The 18,603-nt window shown below is 71.3% G+C and carries 19 protein-coding genes; 16 read left to right on the plus strand and 3 right to left on the minus strand.

Annotated elements, in window-relative coordinates; genetic code table 11:
* Positions 1 to 10: 10 nt before the first annotated feature.
* Entirely contained in the window at positions 11 to 1,384 is a 1,374-nt protein-coding gene (locus tag ACFQSB_RS19370; RefSeq protein ID WP_380828132.1) for an extracellular solute-binding protein, read from the minus strand.
* A 250-nt stretch (positions 1,385 to 1,634) separates the two neighbouring features.
* Here ACFQSB_RS19370 and prcB point away from each other — a divergent pair, with 250 nt between their 5' ends.
* The 10 genes from prcB to ACFQSB_RS19420 all read left to right on the plus strand — a co-directional run bounded on the left by prcB (position 1,635) and on the right by ACFQSB_RS19420 (position 13,051).
* Positions 1,635 to 2,453: a proteasome subunit beta gene (prcB, locus tag ACFQSB_RS19375; protein WP_380828363.1), complete on the plus strand. Its 819-nt coding sequence runs from the start codon at positions 1,635 to 1,637 to the stop codon at positions 2,451 to 2,453.
* Between the two features lie 39 nt (positions 2,454 to 2,492).
* Entirely contained in the window at positions 2,493 to 3,302 is an 810-nt protein-coding gene (gene prcA, locus ACFQSB_RS19380) for a proteasome subunit alpha (protein ID WP_380828365.1), read from the plus strand.
* Between the two features lie 210 nt (positions 3,303 to 3,512).
* Entirely contained in the window at positions 3,513 to 4,871 is a 1,359-nt protein-coding gene (gene pafA, locus ACFQSB_RS19385) for a Pup--protein ligase (protein WP_380828133.1), read from the plus strand.
* A 437-nt stretch (positions 4,872 to 5,308) separates the two neighbouring features.
* On the plus strand, positions 5,309 to 6,256 hold the full coding sequence (locus tag ACFQSB_RS19390; RefSeq protein WP_380828134.1) for an FKBP-type peptidyl-prolyl cis-trans isomerase: 948 nt from the start codon (positions 5,309 to 5,311) through the stop codon (positions 6,254 to 6,256).
* A 390-nt stretch (positions 6,257 to 6,646) separates the two neighbouring features.
* Entirely contained in the window at positions 6,647 to 7,300 is a 654-nt protein-coding gene (locus tag ACFQSB_RS19395; RefSeq protein WP_380828135.1) for a helix-turn-helix transcriptional regulator, read from the plus strand.
* A 32-nt stretch (positions 7,301 to 7,332) separates the two neighbouring features.
* The gene (locus tag ACFQSB_RS19400; RefSeq protein WP_354926057.1) at positions 7,333 to 7,827 is read left to right on the plus strand and encodes a DUF3291 domain-containing protein; all 495 of its coding nucleotides are present in this window, start codon (positions 7,333 to 7,335) and stop codon (positions 7,825 to 7,827) included.
* Between the two features lie 186 nt (positions 7,828 to 8,013).
* Complete coding sequence (locus tag ACFQSB_RS19405) at positions 8,014 to 9,282, plus strand: FG-GAP repeat domain-containing protein (protein WP_380828137.1); 1,269 nt, start codon at positions 8,014 to 8,016, stop codon at positions 9,280 to 9,282.
* Positions 9,283 to 9,431: 149 nt separating this feature from the next.
* Positions 9,432 to 10,841, plus strand: coding sequence for an alanine racemase (locus ACFQSB_RS19410; protein ID WP_380828138.1), 1,410 nt, complete (start codon positions 9,432 to 9,434; stop codon positions 10,839 to 10,841).
* Complete coding sequence (locus ACFQSB_RS19415; RefSeq protein ID WP_380828140.1) at positions 10,841 to 12,412, plus strand: N-acyl-D-amino-acid deacylase family protein; 1,572 nt, start codon at positions 10,841 to 10,843, stop codon at positions 12,410 to 12,412. Before ACFQSB_RS19410 ends, ACFQSB_RS19415 begins: the two co-directional genes overlap by 1 nt.
* Before the next feature lie 195 nt (positions 12,413 to 12,607).
* Entirely contained in the window at positions 12,608 to 13,051 is a 444-nt protein-coding gene (locus ACFQSB_RS19420) for a phage tail protein (protein WP_380828141.1), read from the plus strand.
* A 33-nt stretch (positions 13,052 to 13,084) separates the two neighbouring features.
* Here ACFQSB_RS19420 and ACFQSB_RS19425 read toward each other — a convergent pair whose 3' ends face one another.
* Positions 13,085 to 13,360: a hypothetical protein gene (locus ACFQSB_RS19425; RefSeq protein WP_380828143.1), complete on the minus strand. Its 276-nt coding sequence runs from the start codon at positions 13,358 to 13,360 to the stop codon at positions 13,085 to 13,087.
* Positions 13,361 to 13,609: 249 nt separating this feature from the next.
* Here ACFQSB_RS19425 and ACFQSB_RS19430 point away from each other — a divergent pair, with 249 nt between their 5' ends.
* The 3 genes from ACFQSB_RS19430 to ACFQSB_RS19440 all read left to right on the plus strand — a co-directional run bounded on the left by ACFQSB_RS19430 (position 13,610) and on the right by ACFQSB_RS19440 (position 15,075).
* Positions 13,610 to 14,464, plus strand: a complete 855-nt coding sequence (locus tag ACFQSB_RS19430) for a helix-turn-helix domain-containing protein (protein ID WP_380828144.1) — start codon at positions 13,610 to 13,612, stop codon at positions 14,462 to 14,464.
* A gap of 19 nt (positions 14,465 to 14,483) precedes the next feature.
* Positions 14,484 to 14,711 (plus strand): DUF397 domain-containing protein, encoded by a 228-nt coding sequence (locus ACFQSB_RS19435; protein WP_380828145.1) that lies wholly within the window; start codon positions 14,484 to 14,486, stop codon positions 14,709 to 14,711.
* Positions 14,712 to 14,847: 136 nt separating this feature from the next.
* The gene (locus tag ACFQSB_RS19440) at positions 14,848 to 15,075 is read left to right on the plus strand and encodes a DUF397 domain-containing protein (RefSeq protein WP_380828147.1); all 228 of its coding nucleotides are present in this window, start codon (positions 14,848 to 14,850) and stop codon (positions 15,073 to 15,075) included.
* 143 nt (positions 15,076 to 15,218) lie between these two features.
* Here the strand turns inward: ACFQSB_RS19440 and ACFQSB_RS19445 are convergent, their stop codons facing one another.
* A complete protein-coding gene (locus tag ACFQSB_RS19445; protein WP_380828148.1) occupies positions 15,219 to 16,307 on the minus strand; it encodes a DUF3866 family protein in 1,089 nt (362 codons plus the stop codon).
* 36 nt (positions 16,308 to 16,343) lie between these two features.
* On the opposite strand from ACFQSB_RS19445, the gene ACFQSB_RS19450 reads away from it, so the two are divergent.
* The 3 genes from ACFQSB_RS19450 to ACFQSB_RS19460 all read left to right on the plus strand — a co-directional run bounded on the left by ACFQSB_RS19450 (position 16,344) and on the right by ACFQSB_RS19460 (position 18,580).
* On the plus strand, positions 16,344 to 17,288 hold the full coding sequence (locus tag ACFQSB_RS19450) for a helix-turn-helix transcriptional regulator (protein ID WP_354926041.1): 945 nt from the start codon (positions 16,344 to 16,346) through the stop codon (positions 17,286 to 17,288).
* A 79-nt stretch (positions 17,289 to 17,367) separates the two neighbouring features.
* On the plus strand, positions 17,368 to 18,324 hold the full coding sequence (locus ACFQSB_RS19455; protein ID WP_380828149.1) for a helix-turn-helix transcriptional regulator: 957 nt from the start codon (positions 17,368 to 17,370) through the stop codon (positions 18,322 to 18,324).
* Between the two features lie 67 nt (positions 18,325 to 18,391).
* Positions 18,392 to 18,580, plus strand: a complete 189-nt coding sequence (locus tag ACFQSB_RS19460) for a hypothetical protein (protein ID WP_380828151.1) — start codon at positions 18,392 to 18,394, stop codon at positions 18,578 to 18,580.
* Positions 18,581 to 18,603 lie beyond the last annotated feature (23 nt).

An 18,603-nucleotide genomic window follows, 5' to 3' on the forward strand; every position in this document is an offset into this window, starting at 1 on the left:
GCATCTGTGCTCACTGGGTCACGTTGGCGGGGCCGCCGACGAGGGATTCGACTTTTCGCTGGTAGGCGGTGGCGGCCTCGTCGACGGTCTTGCCGGAGACGATGGCGGCGGTGGCCTCCTGGAGGGCGACCGAGACCTCCGGGTAGACGGCGAGGCCCGGACGGTAGCTCGTGATCGGCAGGACCTTCTGGGCGACGAAGCCGAGCATCGGGTCAGGGGTCAGCACCTCGTCGTTGACGTCGGTGCGCGAGGTGATGCGCGCCTCCCCGGCCAGGCCGGCCTTGGTGGCCTCGGCCGAGTGCATGAACGACAGCAGCTCCCAGGCGAGCTTGATGTTCTTGGACCTGGGGTTGAGCGCCCGCACCGCGCCGCCGGACATGCTGACGAAGTCCTGGCCGCGCACCCCGGCGCCGGGCCGCTCGGCGGGGATCAGCGCGTACCCGACGACCTTGTCGCGGTCCTGCATGGGAGCGACGCCGGCCTTGGGCTCGACGACCGAGCGCCAGAAGTAGTCGCCCTCCGCCAGGACGCCGATCTTGCCCTCGGCGAACATCTGGAAGGACTTGTCGCGGCCCTTGGCCTCCTGCTGCAGGCGGGGGTCGCCGAGACCGGTGGTGTAGACCTGCCGGTAGAAGCCCAGGACGTCCTTGAGGCCCTGCGAGGCGCCCGCCCACTTGCCGCCGGAGAAGATCTCGGTGCCGGTGCCCGCCAGCAGTGGCAGCGCGCCCTGCATGCTGGTGGCCTCGCCCATCGCGGTGCCCGCGTTGATCTGCAGGGGCACCGGGACGCCGGCCCTCTTCAGCGCCGTGCCGGCGTCGATGATCTCCTGCCAGCTCTTGGGCTGCCAGTCGGCTGCAAGCCCCGCCTTGGCGAACAGGGTCTTGTTGTAGAACAGGACGCGCCCGTCGGTGCCCTGCGGCAGACCGTACTTCTTGCCGTCGAAGATGCCGAGGTCCTGGACGGCCTTCGGGATCTGGCTCCACCCCTCCCACTGCTCCACCTCGGGCCCGGCGGTGTCGGCCAGCGGCTTGATGTACCCGGCCTGCGCGAACTCGCCCACCCAGATGCCGTCGAGGTCGATCACGTCGGCCCCTGCCCCGGACTTCAGATCCAGGGCGATCTTCGTCTTGTACTGCTCGTCGTCCACGCCGTTCGGCTGGAACAGCACGTGGACGGTCTTGCCCCTGGCCTTCTGGGCCTCCTCGAACTTGGGGATCAGCCAGTTCTTGGTCCAGTCGGCGGTGGCGGCGTTCTTGCCGCCGGAGATGGCGTTGGCCGTGATCGTCACGGTGGCGCCGCCGCCTCCGGAGGATCCTCCGGAGGCGCAGGCGGTGAGGGAGAGCGCGGTGGCGGCCACGAGAACGAGGGGTCGTGCGAGTCTCAACGGAGGGACCTCCCCTTGGGGACGGGGGGCGAGTGGGGGGCTGCCTGTTTTCATGTCACGACAACTCGACAATTTCATGCCCGGTCTCGTCCGTAAAGATTATTTTCGTGGAAGATGAGGCTGGATGGGCGGAAGCGGTTCGCCGTGAGCTGATCGTGGGAAGTGCAACCACCACAGCACCACGAGTAGGGTCGGCGTAGGAGTTGTAAGGCGCTCTGGAGGGAGTCGCGTGGCAGCACAGCGGGGCTGGATGAACAATCCTCTGTTCCTGGACACGGGGTCGACGTCGTTCACCGAGTTCGTCGGGTCCTACGCTCCGGGGCTCCTCCCGGGGAGATTCGAGTCCCTGGCGGCCTCCGTCGGCGACCAGATCCCGCACGCCACGACCATCGTCGCGGCGACCTTCGCGGGGGGAGTCGTCATGGCGGGCGACCGCCGGGCCACCTCCGGCAACTACATCTCCCAGAAGGACATGCAGAAGGTCTTCCGCACCGATGACTACTCGTGCGTGGGCATCGCCGGCACCGCCAGCACGGGCATCGAGCTCGCCCGGCTCTACCTGGTGGAGCTGGAGCACTACGAGAAGCGCGAAGGCCGCATGCTGTCGGTCGACGGCAAGGCCAACCGGCTCGGCGCGATGATCCGCGCCAACCTGCCGATGGCCATGCAGGGCATGGTCGTGGTGCCGCTGTTCGCGGCCTACGACGAGGATTCCGACACCGGCCGCATCTTCTCCTACGACGTGGGCGGCGGCCCGTACGAGCAGACGAACTACGCCTCCATCGGCTCGGGCTCGCTGTTCGCGCGCGGCGCGCTGAAGAAGCTCTACCGCGAGAACGCCGCGGTCGAGGACACCGTCCTGGCCTGCGTCGAGTCGCTCTACGACGCCGCGGACGACGACTCGGCGACCGGTGGTCCCGACGTCACCCGCAGGATCTGGCCGCTGGTCGCGGTGATCACCGAGGACGGCTACCGCCGTCTGTCCGACGAGGAGGTCGAGGGGTACGTCCGGCAGGTGCTGGACCGCCGCATGACCGACCCCGACGGCCCCACGGCCCCGCTGCGCTAGTCACCACCCACGGCCACGAGAGGATCACCACCGGTGTCCATGCCCTTTGGATATGTGTCCCCCGAACAGGAGATGCGGGACAAGGCCGATTTCGCGCGGAAGGGCATCGCGCGCGGCCGCAGCGTCGTGGTGCTGCAGTACGAGAACGGCATTCTGTTCGTCGCCCCTAACGCCTCCCGGGCACTGCACAAGATCAGTGAGATCTACGACCGCATCGGCTTCGCCGCGGTCGGCAAGTACAACGAGTTCGAGGCCCTGCGCCTGGGCGGCATCCGCTACGCCGACATCAACGGCTACACCTACGACCGCAGCGACGTCACCGCCCGCGGCCTGGCCAACCTCTACGCCCAGTCGCTCGGCATGGTGTTCACCGAGTCGCGCAAGCCGTACGAGGTCGAACTGGTCGTCGCCGAGATCGGCGACGCCCCCGAGGACGACCAGATCTACCGCCTCACCTTCGACGGCTCGGTCACCGACGAGCACGGGTTCGTGGTGATGGGCGGCGTGGCCGACACCGTGGCCGGCCGCCTGAAGGAGCGCTTCCGTCAGGGCATGCCGCTGACGGAGGCCCTGGACGCCGGTCTGGCCGCCCTGACCGAGCCCGGCGGCGAGCGCCCGCCGGTGTCCCAGCTCGAGGTGGCGGTCCTCGACCGCACCCGCGAGCACCGCAAGTTCCAGCGCCTGACCGGCGGCCGCCTCGAACGTCTCCTCGCGGCCACCGCGCCCGCGGCGCCCTCCGCGGCGCCCTCCACCGAGCCCAAGGCGGGAGCCGGCGAGGCCGCCAAGCCCGAGGGCGACTCCCCGGCCACCGCCCCCGAGGGCGAGATCGACACCGGCTCCGGCGACTGACCCCGCCCTGCCTGCGGCTTCACGTCCCGGTCCCCGAACGCGGGGGGCCGGGACGTCGTGCTCGCGGGGCCGCGAGATCGTCAAGCTTGCGGAGATCGCCGCGCCGCTGATCCGGCCGGGACGGCCGAACGGGGCCATCCGCCACACCACGACCGGAAACAGGGGAGAAGATCTCTCCCCTCCGGCGGCTCGGGGACATAGTGTGATGTGATGGATCGTCGCATCTTCGGCTTGGAGAACGAGTACGGCGTCACCTGCACGTTCAGGGGCCAGCGCAGGCTGTCCCCGGACGAGGTGGCGCGCTACCTCTTCCGCAGAGTCGTGTCCTGGGGCCGATCGAGCAATGTCTTCCTCCGCAACGGCGCCCGCCTCTACCTCGACGTGGGCAGCCACCCCGAGTACGCAACCCCTGAGTGTGACAACGTCGTGGAGCTGGTCACCCACGACAAGGCGGGCGAGCGCATCCTCGAAGGACTGCTCGTCGACGCCGAGAAGCGGCTGCGCGAGGAGGGCATCGCCGGTGACATCTACCTGTTCAAGAACAACACCGACTCGGCGGGCAACTCCTACGGCTGCCACGAGAACTACCTCGTCGGCAGGCACGGCGAGTTCGGCCGGCTCGCCGACGTCCTGATCCCGTTCCTGGTCACCCGGCAGATCATCTGCGGGGCGGGCAAGGTCCTGCAGACGCCCCGCGGCGCGGTCTACTGCGTCTCCCAGCGCGCCGAGCACATCTGGGAGGGGGTGTCGAGCGCCACCACCCGGTCGCGCCCGATCATCAACACCCGCGACGAACCGCACGCCGACGCCGAGCGGTTCCGCCGCCTGCACGTCATCGTCGGCGACTCCAACATGAGCGAGGCGACGATGCTGCTCAAGGTCGGGGCCACCGACCTGGTGCTGCGCATGGTGGAGGCCGGCACGGTCATGCGCGACCTCAGCCTGGAGAACCCGATAAGGGCGATCCGCGAGGTGTCGCATGACATGACCGGACGCCGCCGCGTGCGGCTGGCCAACGGCCGCGAGGCGTCCTCGCTGGAGATCCAGCAGGAGTACCTCGGAAAGGCCCGCGACTTCGTCGAGCGCCGCGGCGGCGACGCGATCACCCGCAGGGTGCTGGAGCTGTGGGAGCGCACGCTGAGGGCCGTGGAGACCGGCGACCTGGACCTGGTGTCGCGCGAGATCGACTGGGTGACCAAGTACCAGCTCATCGAGCGCTACCGCACCAAGTACGACCTGCCGCTGTCCTCGCCGAGGGTGGCCCAGCTCGACCTGGCCTACCACGACGTCCACCGCAAGCGGGGGCTGTTCTACCTGCTGCAGCGGCGCGGCGCCGTCGAACGCGTGGCGTCCGACCTGAAGATCTTCGAGGCCAAGTCGGTGCCGCCGCAGACGACGCGCGCCCGGCTGCGCGGCGAGTTCATCCGCAAGGCGCAGGAGAAGCGCCGCGACTTCACCGTCGACTGGGTGCACCTGAAGCTCAACGACCAGGCCCAGCGCACGGTCCTGTGCAAGGACCCGTTCCGCAGCGTGGACGAGCGGGTGGACAAGCTGATCGCGGGCATGTGACCCGGCGGGCTCCGGCGGTCCGGTTTCCGCCGGCGGTCCCCTCCGTCCGGCGGTCCTGGACGGCCGGCGGTCCCCTCCGTCCGGCGGTCCTGGACGGCCGGCGGCCCTCTCGGCCGGCGGTCCGGTCGGTGGGCGGTTCTGACCGGCCCGCGCCGCCGGCCGGACGCGTCGGCCGCGCCGCGACGGCGCGGCCGGTGAAAGTTTCGGGCCCGTGCGCCGGGCACGGCTCCGGCGTCGTCCGCACGCGGCCCGCGCGAGGTTCGCGCGGGGGGCGGAGACCGGCGCCGGGCGAGCGTCGTGCCAGGTGAGCGGCGCACCGACGGAATGGCGAATCCGAACGCGCGGTCATGCTTCGGCAAGATCGAGCGGCGCCGACTCGGGCGGTCATGGGGGTCGGGTAGTGTTACGCGAACGTGACGTCTCTCCGAGGGATACCCATGCGCCGACTGGCCCTTCTCGCCGCCGTGCCGTTGCTGTTCGCCGCCGCCTGCGGTGGTGGTGGCGGCGAGGTCACCGCCAAGACCGGCACCTCCACCGGCGGCGTACAGGTGGCGGGTGACTTCGGCAAGAAGCCGCAGGTCACCTTCCCCAAGGGTAAGCCGCCCACGACGTCGTCCTCCCAGACGATCAAGCCAGGCCAGGGCACGCAGGTCAAGGACGGCGACTCGGTGGTCGCCAACCTCACCGCCTACAGCTGGGACGGCAAGGCCAACGCCGCGTCGGGCTCCACCTACGACGACGGCGCGCCCCAGCTCATCAAGGTCGATCCCAAGCTCCCCTCGGTGGTCTACAAGGCGTTCCAGGACAGCAAGCCCGGCGGGCGGTTCCTCGCCGTCGTCGCCAAGGACAGCCTGACCCCCGACCAGGTCGAGCAGGCCAAGTCGCAGGGTGCCGACACCTCCATCGCCAGCGTCTACGTCGTGGACGTGATGGGCGTGCCCACCGTCAAGGCCGCCCACGGCACCGCCACGGACCCGGGGATGTCGGGCGTCAAGCTGGAGAACCCGGGCGGCGACCAGGCGCCCAAGCTGACCACCAAGACCGACGCCACCGCGCCGAAGGGCCTGGTCGCCAAGACCGTCATCAAGGGTGCCGGCCCGGTGGTCAAGTCCGGTCAGACGATCCTGGTCCACTACACCGGCAAGATCTGGGGCAGCGACACCGAGTTCGACAGCAGCTGGGGCCGCGGCGAGCCGGTGATGTTCCCGATCGGCGTCGGCAAGGTCATCAAGGGCTGGGACCAGAGCCTGGTGGGCGTCCCGGTGGGCAGCCGGGTGCTGGTCTCCATCCCGCCGGCCCTGGGCTACGGCAAGGCCGGCTCCGGCGACAAGATCAAGGGCACCGACACCCTGGTCTTCGTCGTCGACGTCCTCGGCGCCTACTGACCCAGGCCGCCTCACCGGCCGAGCCGGGCCACGCGCCGCCTCACCTGGGCGCGCCCGCTTCGTATCGGCTGCCGCATCGCCGCATCGCCGCCACGGCCGCACCTGTGCCCTCTCGGGCGCGACGGTGCGGCCGTACGGTGTTTCCGGAGCCGGGCCGTGCAGTGTTTCCGACGCCGGGCTGTGCGGCGTTTCCGGCGCCGGGGGATACGGCGCACCTGCAGCGAATCTACATAGTAAAGGCACGGGCGTGGTCCAGCCCGGACCAGCGCTCGCTCACGGTGTGCCCGACCGCGATCCGGTGGACCCGCCGGTTCGGGCCCTGTCTCGCCGGGAGCGGAGTGCGTCGGCCGCCGGTCCGGGTGCCCGGCCGTGCCGTCCTAAACTCGGCCTGTGAGCGGTGACGATCCAGGTCTTCCCGATGCCCTCGGCGTGCTCGGCGCGCTTCGTGACCCCGTGCGGCGGGCGCTGTACGACTACGTGTCCGCGCAGGGGCACGAGGTGGGCAGGGACGAGGCCGCGCGGGCGGCGGAAGTGGGCCGCACCCTGGCCGCCTTCCACCTGGACAAGCTCGTTGAGGCCGGCCTGCTGGAGTCGGGTTTCCGCCGGCTGAGCGGACGCGCCGGCCCCGGCGCAGGGCGTCCCGCCAAGGTCTACCGCCGTTCTCTGGTGGAGCACCAGGTCAGCCTGCCCCCGCGTGACTACCGGACGCTGGCGCTCGTGCTCGCCGAGGCCGTGGACGGGCTCGGCGGGGAGGAGGCCGCCGAGGTCGCCGCCCGCCGGGTGGGGGAGCGGGCCAAGGCGTCCGGGCTGCGCGCGGCCCTCACCGAGCGCGGCTACGAGCCCTACCACGACGGCGAGGTCATCCGCCTGCGCAACTGCCCCTTCCACGTGATCGCGGAGGAGCGTCCGGTCCTGGTCTGCTCGCTCAACCTGGCCCTGTGCGAGGGCCTGCTGTCGGCTCTGGGCGACGACCACGTGACGGCGCGGCTGGACCCCCGGGAGGGGGAGTGCTGCGTCGCGTTCTCTAAAAACAATGGAGATTGACTTAGAAGTGTCCGGCGTGGTGTCCTAGGCGCATGCATCTGGCCCAGCTGAACGTCGCCCACATGCTCGCTCCCAAGGACTCCCCCGAGCTCGCCGACTTCATCGCCGCCCTGGAACCCATCAACGCCATCTCCGACACCGCGCCCGGCTTCGTCTGGCGGCTCAAGGGCGGCGAGGACCCCACCGACACCGTGCAGCACGACTTCGGTGACATGCTGCTGGTGAACTTCTCGGTCTGGGAGTCGCGCGAGACGCTGTGGAACTTCGTCTACCGCACCGCCCACCTTGAGTACCTGCGCCGCCGCCGGGAATGGTTCGCCCGCCTGGCCGAGCCGTACAGCGTGATGTGGTGGATCCCCGAGGGGTACACCCCGACCTTGGAGGAGGGCATGACGAAGCTGCACCTGCTGCGCGCCCAAGGCCCCGGCCCCGAGGCGTTCACCTTCACCGACTTCCACGAAGCGCCCGCGACGCCGCCCGGCGGCGGTGAGAGCGTCGATCTCGACGAGCATGGTCTCGTTCGGTAGCCCACCCCGGCCCCGCCCGCCGACAGGATGACCGTGACATGTTCTGAGGATGCCGGGTGGAACGAGCGGCGCCAGATCACCCCTGACCCGGCTGACGATGTGTCGCGAGATGAATCCTGCCGGATGTCGTGAACATCCCGACCGGGATGAGCGTCTGAATCATGAGCGACGTCCAGGGGGATGGTCATGAGCGCGACTGCCAAGGGCACAGCGAAGAACGGCCTCGTTGTGGCCGTCGCGGTCGGGCTGGCCGGTGTGGCGGGGATGGCCGCCCCCGCCGAGGCCACGGCTGCCAGACCGGCTGTGGCCGGCGACGTCAACGGGGACGGGCGCGTCGACGTCATCGCCGGGCTCCCCCTCATGAAAGTGAAGGGGAAGAGCGGTGCCGGAGGGGTGGTCGTCTACTCCGGCGGCCCGGCCGAGGTCTCCGGCCGGGCGCGCATCGTCACCCTCGCCGGTCCCGTCGCGAGGGAGAACCTCGGGCAGGTGCTCGCCTCGGGTGACTTCGACAAGGACGGCTACGCCGACGTCCTGACGTCGGCCCGCAAGAAGCTCGTGGTCTTCTCCGGCTCACGGTCCGGGCTGCGTGGCCAGGGGGCCAGGGTGATCCCCTGGCCCGTCACCGCACCCGCCATGGCGGCCGCGGACTTCGACGGTGACGGCTACGGGGACGTGGCCGTCACCGGGAGCAAGCAGATCGTCGTGCTGCGCGGAGGCAAGTACGGCCTGCGGGTGGCCGGACGCCTCACCGACGGCGCCCCGCAGTTCGGCGCGGAACTCGCCGTCGGAGACGTGAACGGCGATCGGCTCGCCGACCTCGTGGCCACCGAACACCGCGCGGTCGCGCCCGACGCCGCCGGGCCGCAGCGGATCACCGTCGTGCCCGGCTCCCGTTCGGGGCTCTCGCTGGAGCGTGCCTGGTCGATCACTCCGACCGAGCGGGCCGCCCGCGACCTCGCGGTCGGCGACGTCAACGGCGACGGCAAGGCCGACCTTGTGCGTATCACGTCGACCGACGGTGAGACCCCGACGTTCCAGGTACTCGTCCAGCTCAGCCAGGGCAACGGCTTCGGCCCGGCACAGGCATTGCGGCAAGCGGACGGCTACCCCGCCAACGTCGGCCTCGGCGATGTCACCGGGGATGGCCGCGCCGAGGTGGCCGTCCACATCGCCGCCGAAGGCGACCACGACTGGGCCGTGCTCTACGGCGGAACCGCCACCGGCGCGACCGCACAGCCGATCCGGACGTACGGGTACAACACCTACGAGACCAGATATGGCACGACCTTACGGCTGGCGAACGTCCGCGGCGACTCCCGCGCCGACATCATCGTGGGCTTGCCCGGTGTCTATGGCATCGGCGAACTGGAGATCCTTCCCGCCGGCCGGCAAGAGGGCTCGCAGAAGCTCGGGCTCAAGACCACCAGCGGTCTCGGCTGGAGCCAGCCGTCCTGACCTGGGGCCGTGGATCTTCCCCGGTGGTCTTCCCACCGTCTTCGCCGCCCGGTAGTCCGCGTCGTTGGCCGGCACGTTGCGTCGGTGCTGGAACGCGATGTCTCATAGCCCCAACGACGGGTTCGGCTGCGCAATGCGCGGGGGGTGCGATGGGCATCGACGAGGAGAAGGTCCGCGCGCTGCGCGACGAGCCCCTCGACTGGCGGTACAAGGCGCTGCCCGCCGGCGCCTGCGGCACGGTGGCACAGTTCCTGGCCGGTGGGCCGTCCCTCCAGGACTTCGGCACGCCGCTGCTGACGCTCGACGCCCCCGCGCTGGAGCACAACATCGCGGTCATGGCCCGCTGGGCGGCCGGGGCGGGGGTCACCCTGATGCCGCACGGCAAGAGCACGATGGCTCCCGAGCTGTGGCGGCGGCAGCTCGCGGCGGGCGCCTGGGGCCTCACCCTGGCCAACTTCCCGCAACTGCGCGTCGCCCGCGCCTTCGGGGTGGCACGGCTCATGCTCGCCGCCGCCCCGGTGGACCCGGCCGGGCTCGCCTGGATCGGGCGCGAACTCGACCGCGACCCGGCCTTCCGCTTCATCTGCTGGGCCGACTCCGTCGAGGCGGTCCAGATCATGGACGCAGCCCTGCAGGCGACGAGGCGGCCGGTGGAGGTGTGCGTGGAGCTGGGCGGCCCGGGCGGGCGCGCCGGCGCCCGCCGCCTCGGCGCCGCCCGGCGGGTCGCCGAGGCCGTGCGCGCCGCCCCGGCGCTGCGCCTGGCCGGCGTCGCCGGCTACGAGGGCTCCTTCGCCCACGACGCCTCCCCCGAGGGCCTCGCGGCCGTGCGGGGCTACCTGCGGGGCCTGGCCGAGCTGTTCGGCGGCCTGGCCTTCGAGACCGGCGAGCCCATCGTCACCGCGGGCGGCAGCGCGTACTTCGACCAGGTGGCCGACGTGCTCGGCGGGCTGGAGGCGCGCCTGGTGCTGCGCTCGGGCGCCTACGTGATCCACGACGACGGCTTCTACCGCGCGATCTCCCCCTTCCGGCCCCGTGACGCCTCCACGACGAGTGGTCCCGCCGGGAACGGCGATCATCCCGGCGCGGGGCGGGGACGTGCCTGCGCGGCGGAACCCCCCGGATCAGGACCGGGACGTACCTGCGCGGCAGAACCTTCCGAAGCAGGGCCGGGACGTGCCTGTGGGGCGGATCCTCCCGGAACGGGGAAGCGGGCCTCGGCCGGCGAGCCGTTCCGCGCCGCCATGCACGGGTGGGCGCGGGTCATCTCCCGGCCCGAGCCCGGCCTGGCCCTGCTCGACGCCGGCAAGCGCGACCTGCCCTTCGACGAAGGACTGCCCGAGCCGCAGCACGTGCGCGGCAAGGGCCCGCTCCACGGGGCCCGTGTCACCGCGCTCAACGACCAGCACACCCATCTCGCCGTCGACCCCGCCTGCGACCTGGCCTGCGGCGACGTCGTCCGGTTCGGCCTGTCCCATCCCTGCACGGCGATGGACAAGTGGACGCTCATCCCCGTCATCGACGGCGAGGCCGTCGTCGGCCTGCTGAGGACCTTCTTCTGATGCTCTTCAAGAACGTCACCGTCGTCGACGGCACCGGCGCCGACCCCTACGTCGCCCACGTGGCCGTCCGCGACGGCATCATCGCCGCCATCGGCCCCGACGCCTCCGGCGGGCCGGCGATCGACGGCGCCGGGCTGGTGCTCGCTCCCGGCTTCATCGACATGCACGCCCACTCCGACCTGCGGCTGCCGGCCGAGCCCGGCCACCTGGCCAAGGTGAGCCAAGGTGTGACCTGCGAGGTGCTCGGCCAGGACGGCCTGTCCTACGCCCCGGTCGACGACACCACGCTGGAGCAGGTGCGGCGGCAGATCGCCGGATGGAACGGCGACCCCGAGGGCTTCGACTGGAACTGGCGGACGGTGGGGGAGTACCTCGACCGGCTCGACCAGGGCATCGCGGTCAACGCCTGCTACCTGGTCCCGCAGGGGTCGGTGCGGATGCTCGTCACCGGCTGGGAGGACCGCCCCGCCACCGAGGCCGAGACCGCCGAGCAGCGGCGCCTGGTCGCCGAGGCCATGGACCAGGGCGCGGTCGGCATGTCCTCCGGACTCACCTACGCCCCCGGCATGTACGCGGGCACCGGCGAACTGGTCGCGCTGTGCGAGGTCGTCGCCGTGCTCGGCGGGTTCTACGCCCCGCACCACCGCTCCTACGGCGCGGGCGCCCTGGCCGCCTACGCCGAGATGGTCGAGGTCTCCCGCCGTTCGGGCTGTCCGCTGCACCTGGCGCACGCGACCATGAACTTCGCGGTCAACAAGGGCCGGGCAGGGGAGCTGCTCGCCCTGCTGGACGAGGCGATCGCCGGCGGCTGCGACCTCACCTTGGACACCTACCCCTACCTGCCGGGCTCCACCACGCTGGTCTCCCTGCTGCCGGGCTGGGCCTCCGAGGGCGGACCGGCCCGGGCGCTCGCCCGCCTGCGCGACTCCGCGACCGCCGCGCGGATCAGGCACGCCATGGAGGTCGAGGGCTGCGACGGCTGCCACGGGGTGCCGATCGACTGGGACGTCGTCCAGATCTCCGGCACCGGGACGGCCGCGCTCGCCGGCCGGGCCGGCACCCGGGTACGCGACTTCGAGGACTTCCGCCGGCTGCTCATCGACGACGACCTCGCCACCACGATCCTGCTCCACGCGGGCGATGAGGCCAACGTCCAGGCGATCATGCGGCACCCGGCGCACACCGGGGGCAGCGACGGCCTGCTCGCCGGCGCCCGCCCGCACCCCCGCGCGTGGGGCACCTTCCCCCGTTACCTCGCCCGCTACGTCCGCGAACTGGGCGTGCTGTCGCTGCAGGAGTGCGTCGCCCACCTCACCGGCCGCCCGGCCCGGCGGCTCAAGCTGGACCGCCGCGGACTGGTCCGCCCCGGCTACCACGCCGACCTGGTGCTGTTCGACCCCGAGGCCGTCCGCGACACCGCGACCTTCGACGACCCCCGCCGCCCGGCGGAAGGCATCTCCCACGTACTGGTCTCCGGCGTCCCCGTCATCGAGCACGGCCACCCCACCGGCGCCCTCCCCGGCAAAGCCCTCCGCCGCACCCCCCACGGAACCACGGCCCGCGAACGATGACACGGCGTCCGCATGCCCACGGCGCGACGGCAGCCGCGACACTGCCCGAACGCGCCGGGCGGTCCGCCCGGCACCCGCATTGCCGGCACGCCTCGCCACTGGTCAACTAAGTGAGGAAGCCACCTACCCGAACGGCGCCCGACGGGCGACCCGCGAGGCCGGCGCCTTGTCGGTGATGAGCAGAGGGGAGCGAACGTGGCACTTCCGCGGTCGGACGGTTCGACCGGCCACTCCTTCGGTCTGGAGGTGGACGGGATCGTCATCAGGCGAATCGACGAGGTCTCCGGGCTCAAGATGGAGCAGGACGTCGTCGAGATGAAGGAGAACACCCCCGACGGCAAGGTGGTCGTCAGGAAGCTCCCCGGACGCCCGAAGCCCGGTGAGGTGACGCTCACCCGAGCCCTCACCTCGGACGACGGCTTCGACACCTGGATGAAGGAGTCCGGCTCCGGCCGTGCGGGCGACGCCCGGAAGAACGGGGCGATCATCGTCTTCGACGCCGAGGGCGCCCCGATCAAGCGGTACAACCTGGCCGACGTCCGGCCGAAGAGCCTGGAGATCACCTCCACGAAGTCCGGTGACACGACCGTCCTCACCGAGAAGCTCGTCGTCACCTACGAGCAGATGCAAGTGGAGTGAACCGCGGCCGGGGCGCGGGCCCGGCCGCCGGCCTCAGAAGCCCGGCTCGGGGTCGAGCCAGACCAGGTGCAGGCCGAGCCGGTCGGCCACCCGCTCGCAGCTCGTCCAGCTTCCGTGAGGCCGCCCGTTCACGGTGATCGTCGCCGCGGAACCGCCGGGCAACTCCACCCCGTACAGCTCCACCCCGCCGTGGTCCCCGCACTCCTCGTCCGCGTCACGCAGCAGCGCGAACAGCCGCGCCCGCTCCTCTCTCCTCAACCGAGGTACGGCCGCCCCTTCTGCATCCCCGTCGTGATAGACAGTGCGCACGCTGGAATCGGGCCGCTGATCCATCGGATCACCCCTTTCTCCACCCCGGCCGGGACGGGCACAGCCATCGCACGCATGCCCCGTCCCGGCTTCCATGTATCTGTATGAGTTCGCGCTATCGCAGTGCGTAGTTGAACTCTCGGCAGTAGAGTGACAGCTGAGCGAGTTCAGCGCAATATTGAGCGAAAACTTAATTGAGAAACAGGCTAATGAGCTAGGTTGTCCGATTCGGACGGCTAAGGAGGCGATGTGGCACCACGGAAAGGCCCGACACTTCGTGCTCAGTGGCTCGGTAAGCAACTTCGCGAGCTACGTGAAGCGGCCAAGTTGACTCTCCGGGAGGCCGGGGACTACGTCCAACGCGACCAGGCCGCCATCAGCAGGTGGGAACAGGGCCTCACCCCTGCCCGGGCGCCGGATGTGCTCGCGTTGCTCAACCTCTACGGGGTCGATGACCCAGATGTCCGTGACGGTCTTGAACGGCTCAGCCGTGACATCTGGCAGAAGGGGTGGTGGGACGACTATGCGGGTGAGGCCTCTGGAAGAGTGATCGACCATGCGTGGCTGGAGTCCCGGGCGGAGGTCCTCCGCTCGTTCGACATGTTGGTGATCCCGGGCCTCCTTCAGACGCCCGAGTACGCTGAAGCGGTGATCAGGGCGGCCGATCCGGAGGCCGGCCATGCCTACATCTCTCGTTGGGTGCAGTTTCGCATGATCCGTCAGCGGGTGCTCGCTGGAGAGCGGCCCATCCAACTGGCGGCGATTCTGGACGAGGCACTGCTGTGTCGTGTCGTCGGTGGCGCGCCGGTGATGCGTGCCCAATTTGAGCACCTCACGAAGCTTGGGACGCGCCCGCATATCTCGATTCGGGTCTTGCCCTTCAGTGCCGGCGCTCATGCCAGCCCGCGCGGGCCCTTCATGATCTTCAACATGCCAGCTCCATATCCCGACATAGCCTTCACCGAGACCGGCGCGGGATGCATGTACGTCGAATCGGATGGAGTAGGAAATTTCACTACGACATACGATTATCTGGATCAAGCCGCACTAACTCGAGAAGAGTCGGCGGAGCTCATCGCCGCTGCGGCGGACCGCATGGCTTGAATGAACGGAGACGCCCTCCATGGCCACACCTGAGGAACTGGCCAGTGTCGCCTGGCACATCAGCACTTACAGTCCGAATGGCGACGCCCAGTGCGTCGAGGCGGGGCCGTTGGGGGATGGGAGTGGGCGGGTCGCGGTGCGGCACAGCCGTCGCCCGGACCGTGAGGTGATCGTCTACACCCGCGGCGAATGGGAAGCCTTCCTCGCCGGCGTCAAAGCCGGCGAGTTCGACTTCTTCGCCAGCTGACCCACGGATCCGTCACGACCTCCGCCGCGCCCCGGACGGAGGACCCAGCACGAAGCCACACTCGCACCCAACGAGACCCTGGCGCTGATCATGGCCGCGGCAGAACGCGCAGCCTGAGCGAACGGAGGCATCAAGCATGGCCACCCCCGAGGAGTTGGCCGACGTCGCCTGGCATATCAGTACAAGAAGCGCCAATGGTGGCGGGGAGTGCGTCGAGGCGGGGCCGCTGGGGGATGGGAGTGGGCGTGTCGCCGTGCGTCACAGTCATCACCCGGACCGTGAGGTGATCGTCTACACCCGCGGCGAATGGGAAGCCTTCCTCGCCGGGGTCAAAGCCGGCGAGTTCGATTTCTTCGCGGACTGAGGCTCTCGCCCCTGCCGTAGAGGTGGGCGCCATGGAAAGGGTGACCTGCCGCCGGGCCGGATGGCGATCACCCGGGCGCCGGGGCGGACAGGATGGTGTCGGGCGCCGAGTGCGCGCCCGACCAGGCGACCCGGCAGTTCCCGTCAGGCGAGCAGGGACGCGGCGTGGCGGCCGGCGGCGGCGGAGGCGAGGAAGCCGGCCAGGTCGCGGTCCAGGCCGCGGCCCATCGTGGACAGCTTGACCGGGCTGTCCTCGAGCAGCTTCGCCAGGCCGTCCACCGGTACATTCACCAGCTCGTGCCGGGCGCCCAGCGCGGCGGCCTGCTCACGCACCCGCTCGCCGAACGCGCCGGGCAGTTCGGGCACCACCACCTGGGCGGGTGCCAGCGCCACCCGGCCGTAGGCGGTGAGCGAGTGGTGGGAGACCCCGATGTGGCGCTCGCGCAGGTCGCCTTCGCTCACGCGCAGCGCCCCCACGGGACGCCCGCCCAGCACGGCCGCCGCGTTGACCGCCTCGCCCGCCGACACTCCGGAGAACCCCCACCGGGTGCCGGTGCCCAGGTTGCCGGGGCCCTGGGTGACGATCGCGACGTCGGCCGACAGCACGTGCCTGGCGGCGAGCAGCCCGGTGTGGACGGTGACCGCCTCCACGTCGCCGCCGAAGGCCTGGCCGGTGGTGACCACCCCGCACAGCCAGCCGAGCTCGCGCAGCCGCGCGGCCGACATGGAGAACCACGCAGGCAGCGCGCCGCCGTCCAACATCACATAGGCGACCCGGAGCGGGCGCCCGCCGCTCAAGGCGCCATCGCGGGAGCCGTACAGGCCGCAGAGGATGGCGGGGAGGGCGGAGTGCAGGTCGGCGACCACCACGGGCATGCCGTCCACGGAGTCGGCCTCGCGCAGCGTCTCGTGGTGGGGGGAGTCCTGCTCGTCGGCGCCGAGCACCGTGGCCTGCAAGGGCGTGTATCGTGCCTTGACCAGGTGGCCGGGACCTTGCGGATCTTCCGGCAATCGGTCCGGCACGGCCACTACCATGGCGTAACCTCCCGTACCGAGGCCCATGGCGAGCGCTGTGGTGTTCAGCAGCACCGTGTCACCCGGTTCGGGGCGGCCCACCAGCGGGGGGTAGGCCAGGGCCCGGCAGCTCCCCTCGGGGAGGGTCACGTCCAGCTCCATCGCGCCCGGCCACTCGCGCCGGACCGCGACCACCTCGCCCTTGCGCCATCTGATCACGGGGCAAGGGTAGCGTCACCTGAGAAGGGAGGCCCGATGTCTCGGCGGAAGACCGAGCGGCTGCTGAACCTGGTCATCTGCCTGCTGGCCACGCGCCGCCCGCTCAGTGCGGAGCAGATCCGTCACGCCGTGCCCGGCTACGACGCCGGCAACGACGAGGCCTTCCAGCGCATGTTCGAGCGCGACAAGAACGAGCTGCGCGAGATCGGCATCCCGGTGGAGGTCCACCGCGACCCCTGGGAGGACGAGCCCGGCTACCGCATCATGCGCCAGGCCTACGAGCTGCCCGAGATCACGCTGGAGGCCGACGAGGCCGCCGTGCTCGGCCTGGCCGCCCAGGTGTGGCAGCGGGCCAACCTGGCCGAGGCGGCCGGCGGCGCCCTGCTCAAGCTGCGCGCCGCCGGCGTCCAGACCGACGAGTCCGCCGCCGGGCCGCTGGAGCTGCGGGTCGACACCCGCGACCCCGCCTTCCCCGCCCTGTGGGAGGCCGTCCGCGACCGCAGGGTCGTCCGCTTCGACTACCGCGCCGCCGGCAGCGAGGTCATGCTCACCCGCACGGTGGAGCCGTGGGGCGTGGTGAGCCGGCGCGGCCGCTGGTACGTCGTCGGCCACGACCGCGAGCGCGGCGCCCCCCGCGTGTTCCGTCTCAGCCGCATCAGCGGCCCGGTCGCGCCGGTCGGCCGCTCCGGCGCGGTGGTCGTGCCCGAGGGGGTCGACATCCGCTCGATGGTGGGCCACCGCGACAGCCTGCTGCCCGAGCGCACCGCCACCGTCCGCGTCCGCCGCGACACCTGCCAGTGGCTGCGGCAGGTCGGCGCCGTGCGGCCGGGCGAGGACGGCTGGGACGAGGTCACCGTGGAGTTCGCCGATCCGGAGTGGGTGGCCGGCTCGGTCGTGGCGTTCGGGGCCGACGCCGAGGTGATCGACCCGCCGGACGTCCGCGACGCGGTGATCCGCCGCCTGAAGGGAGCCATCGCGTGAACGCGGCCGGACGAACGGTCCACCCCGGTGCCAAGGACGCCCGCGCGGCCGTCGCGCCCCGCCTGAAGGGAACGCTCGCGTGAGCACGGCCGACCGGCTGCCCAGGCTGCTCGCCCTGGTGCCCTACCTCATGTCCCACCCCGGCGCCCAGGTGCCCGAGGTCGCCCGGCTGTTCGGGCTGACCGAGAAGCAGCTCGTCGACGACCTGCAGCTCGTGTGGATGTGCGGCCTGCCCGGGCACACCCCCGGCGACCTCATCGACGTCTCCTGGGACGGCGGCGAGATCCTCATCGACAACGCCGAGACCATCGCACGGCCCCTGCGGCTCGGCATCGACGAGGCCAGCGCGCTGCTCGTCGCGCTGCGCATGCTGGCCGAGCTGCCCGAGTTCGCCGAGGGCGACGCCCTGGCCCGGGTGATCGCCAAGCTCGAGCGGGCGGCCGGCGAGGGCGCCGCCGCCGTCAGCACCCAGGTGGCCTTCGAGCTGGACGCCGCCCCAGACGCCACGACGACGGTCCGGCAGGCCCTGCGGGAGGGCCGGCGCCTGTCCCTGCGCTACTACGTGCCCGGCCGTGACGAGATCACCCCGCGCGAGGTCGACCCCACGCGCCTGGTCATGGTGGACGGCCGCTCCTATCTGGAGGGCTGGTGCTACCGCGCGGACGGCATGCGGCTGTTCCGGCTCGACCGCATCATCGGGGTCGAGATGCTGGAGGTCACCGCCTCCCCGCCCGCCGAGGCCGAGCCGATCGACGTCACCGACGGGGTGTTCCGGCCCTCGCCCTCCGACGAGCTGGTGGAGCTGGAGCTGACCCCCGTGGGCCGCTGGGTCGCCGAGTACTACCCGTGCGAGGAGGTCACCGAGCTGGGGGAGGGCCGCCTGCGGGTCACCCTGCGCGCCCGCGACCAGGGCTGGCTCGTACGGCTGGCGCTGCGGCTGGGCGACAGCGGGCGGGTCGTCTCCCCGGTGTCGCTGGCCGACCGGGTGCGCGAGGCGGCCTCGGCCGCGCTGGCCCGCTACGAGTCCTGCGCCTGAGTCCGCGCCCGTCCGGTTCGCGGGGACGCCGCGCGCGTCACGGCGGGCTTGGGTAGAGTGCCCGGTCATGACCTGGATCTTCGTCGCGGTGGGCCTCGCCGTCGCCGGCCTGGTCCCGCTGGCCGTGCTCTCGGCGCGCGTGGTGGTGGCCGCCCGGGGGCTGTCGCGTGAAATCGAGCGGGCCGACGGCCGTCTGGCGCCCGTCCAAGGACGGCTCAAGGCCGCCATCGGCGCATCCGTGCGCACTGAGGGGTGAATCAAGTAGTGGTGGCAGCGTAC

This window comes from Sphaerisporangium rhizosphaerae, from assembly GCF_042665155.1.
Lineage (GTDB): Bacteria > Actinomycetota > Actinomycetes > Streptosporangiales > Streptosporangiaceae > Sphaerisporangium > Sphaerisporangium rhizosphaerae.

What these genes read in the sequence shown, in the direction of transcription:
- prcB (WP_380828363.1), top strand. Translation starts at nt 1,635, where the DNA reads ATGAACAATCCTCTGTTCCTGGACACGGGGTCGACGTCGTTCACCGAG.
- prcA (WP_380828365.1), top strand. Translation starts at nt 2,493, where the DNA reads ATGCCCTTTGGATATGTGTCCCCCGAACAGGAGATGCGGGACAAGGCC.
- pafA (WP_380828133.1), top strand. Translation starts at nt 3,513, where the DNA reads ATGGATCGTCGCATCTTCGGCTTGGAGAACGAGTACGGCGTCACCTGC.
- ACFQSB_RS19390 (WP_380828134.1), top strand. Translation starts at nt 5,309, where the DNA reads ATGCGCCGACTGGCCCTTCTCGCCGCCGTGCCGTTGCTGTTCGCCGCC.
- ACFQSB_RS19400 (WP_354926057.1), top strand. Translation starts at nt 7,333, where the DNA reads ATGCATCTGGCCCAGCTGAACGTCGCCCACATGCTCGCTCCCAAGGAC.
- ACFQSB_RS19405 (WP_380828137.1), top strand. Translation starts at nt 8,014, where the DNA reads ATGAGCGCGACTGCCAAGGGCACAGCGAAGAACGGCCTCGTTGTGGCC.
- ACFQSB_RS19410 (WP_380828138.1), top strand. Translation starts at nt 9,432, where the DNA reads ATGGGCATCGACGAGGAGAAGGTCCGCGCGCTGCGCGACGAGCCCCTC.
- ACFQSB_RS19415 (WP_380828140.1), top strand. Translation starts at nt 10,841, where the DNA reads ATGCTCTTCAAGAACGTCACCGTCGTCGACGGCACCGGCGCCGACCCC.
- ACFQSB_RS19435 (WP_380828145.1), top strand. Translation starts at nt 14,484, where the DNA reads ATGGCCACACCTGAGGAACTGGCCAGTGTCGCCTGGCACATCAGCACT.
- ACFQSB_RS19440 (WP_380828147.1), top strand. Translation starts at nt 14,848, where the DNA reads ATGGCCACCCCCGAGGAGTTGGCCGACGTCGCCTGGCATATCAGTACA.
- ACFQSB_RS19450 (WP_354926041.1), top strand. Translation starts at nt 16,344, where the DNA reads ATGTCTCGGCGGAAGACCGAGCGGCTGCTGAACCTGGTCATCTGCCTG.
- ACFQSB_RS19460 (WP_380828151.1), top strand. Translation starts at nt 18,392, where the DNA reads ATGACCTGGATCTTCGTCGCGGTGGGCCTCGCCGTCGCCGGCCTGGTC.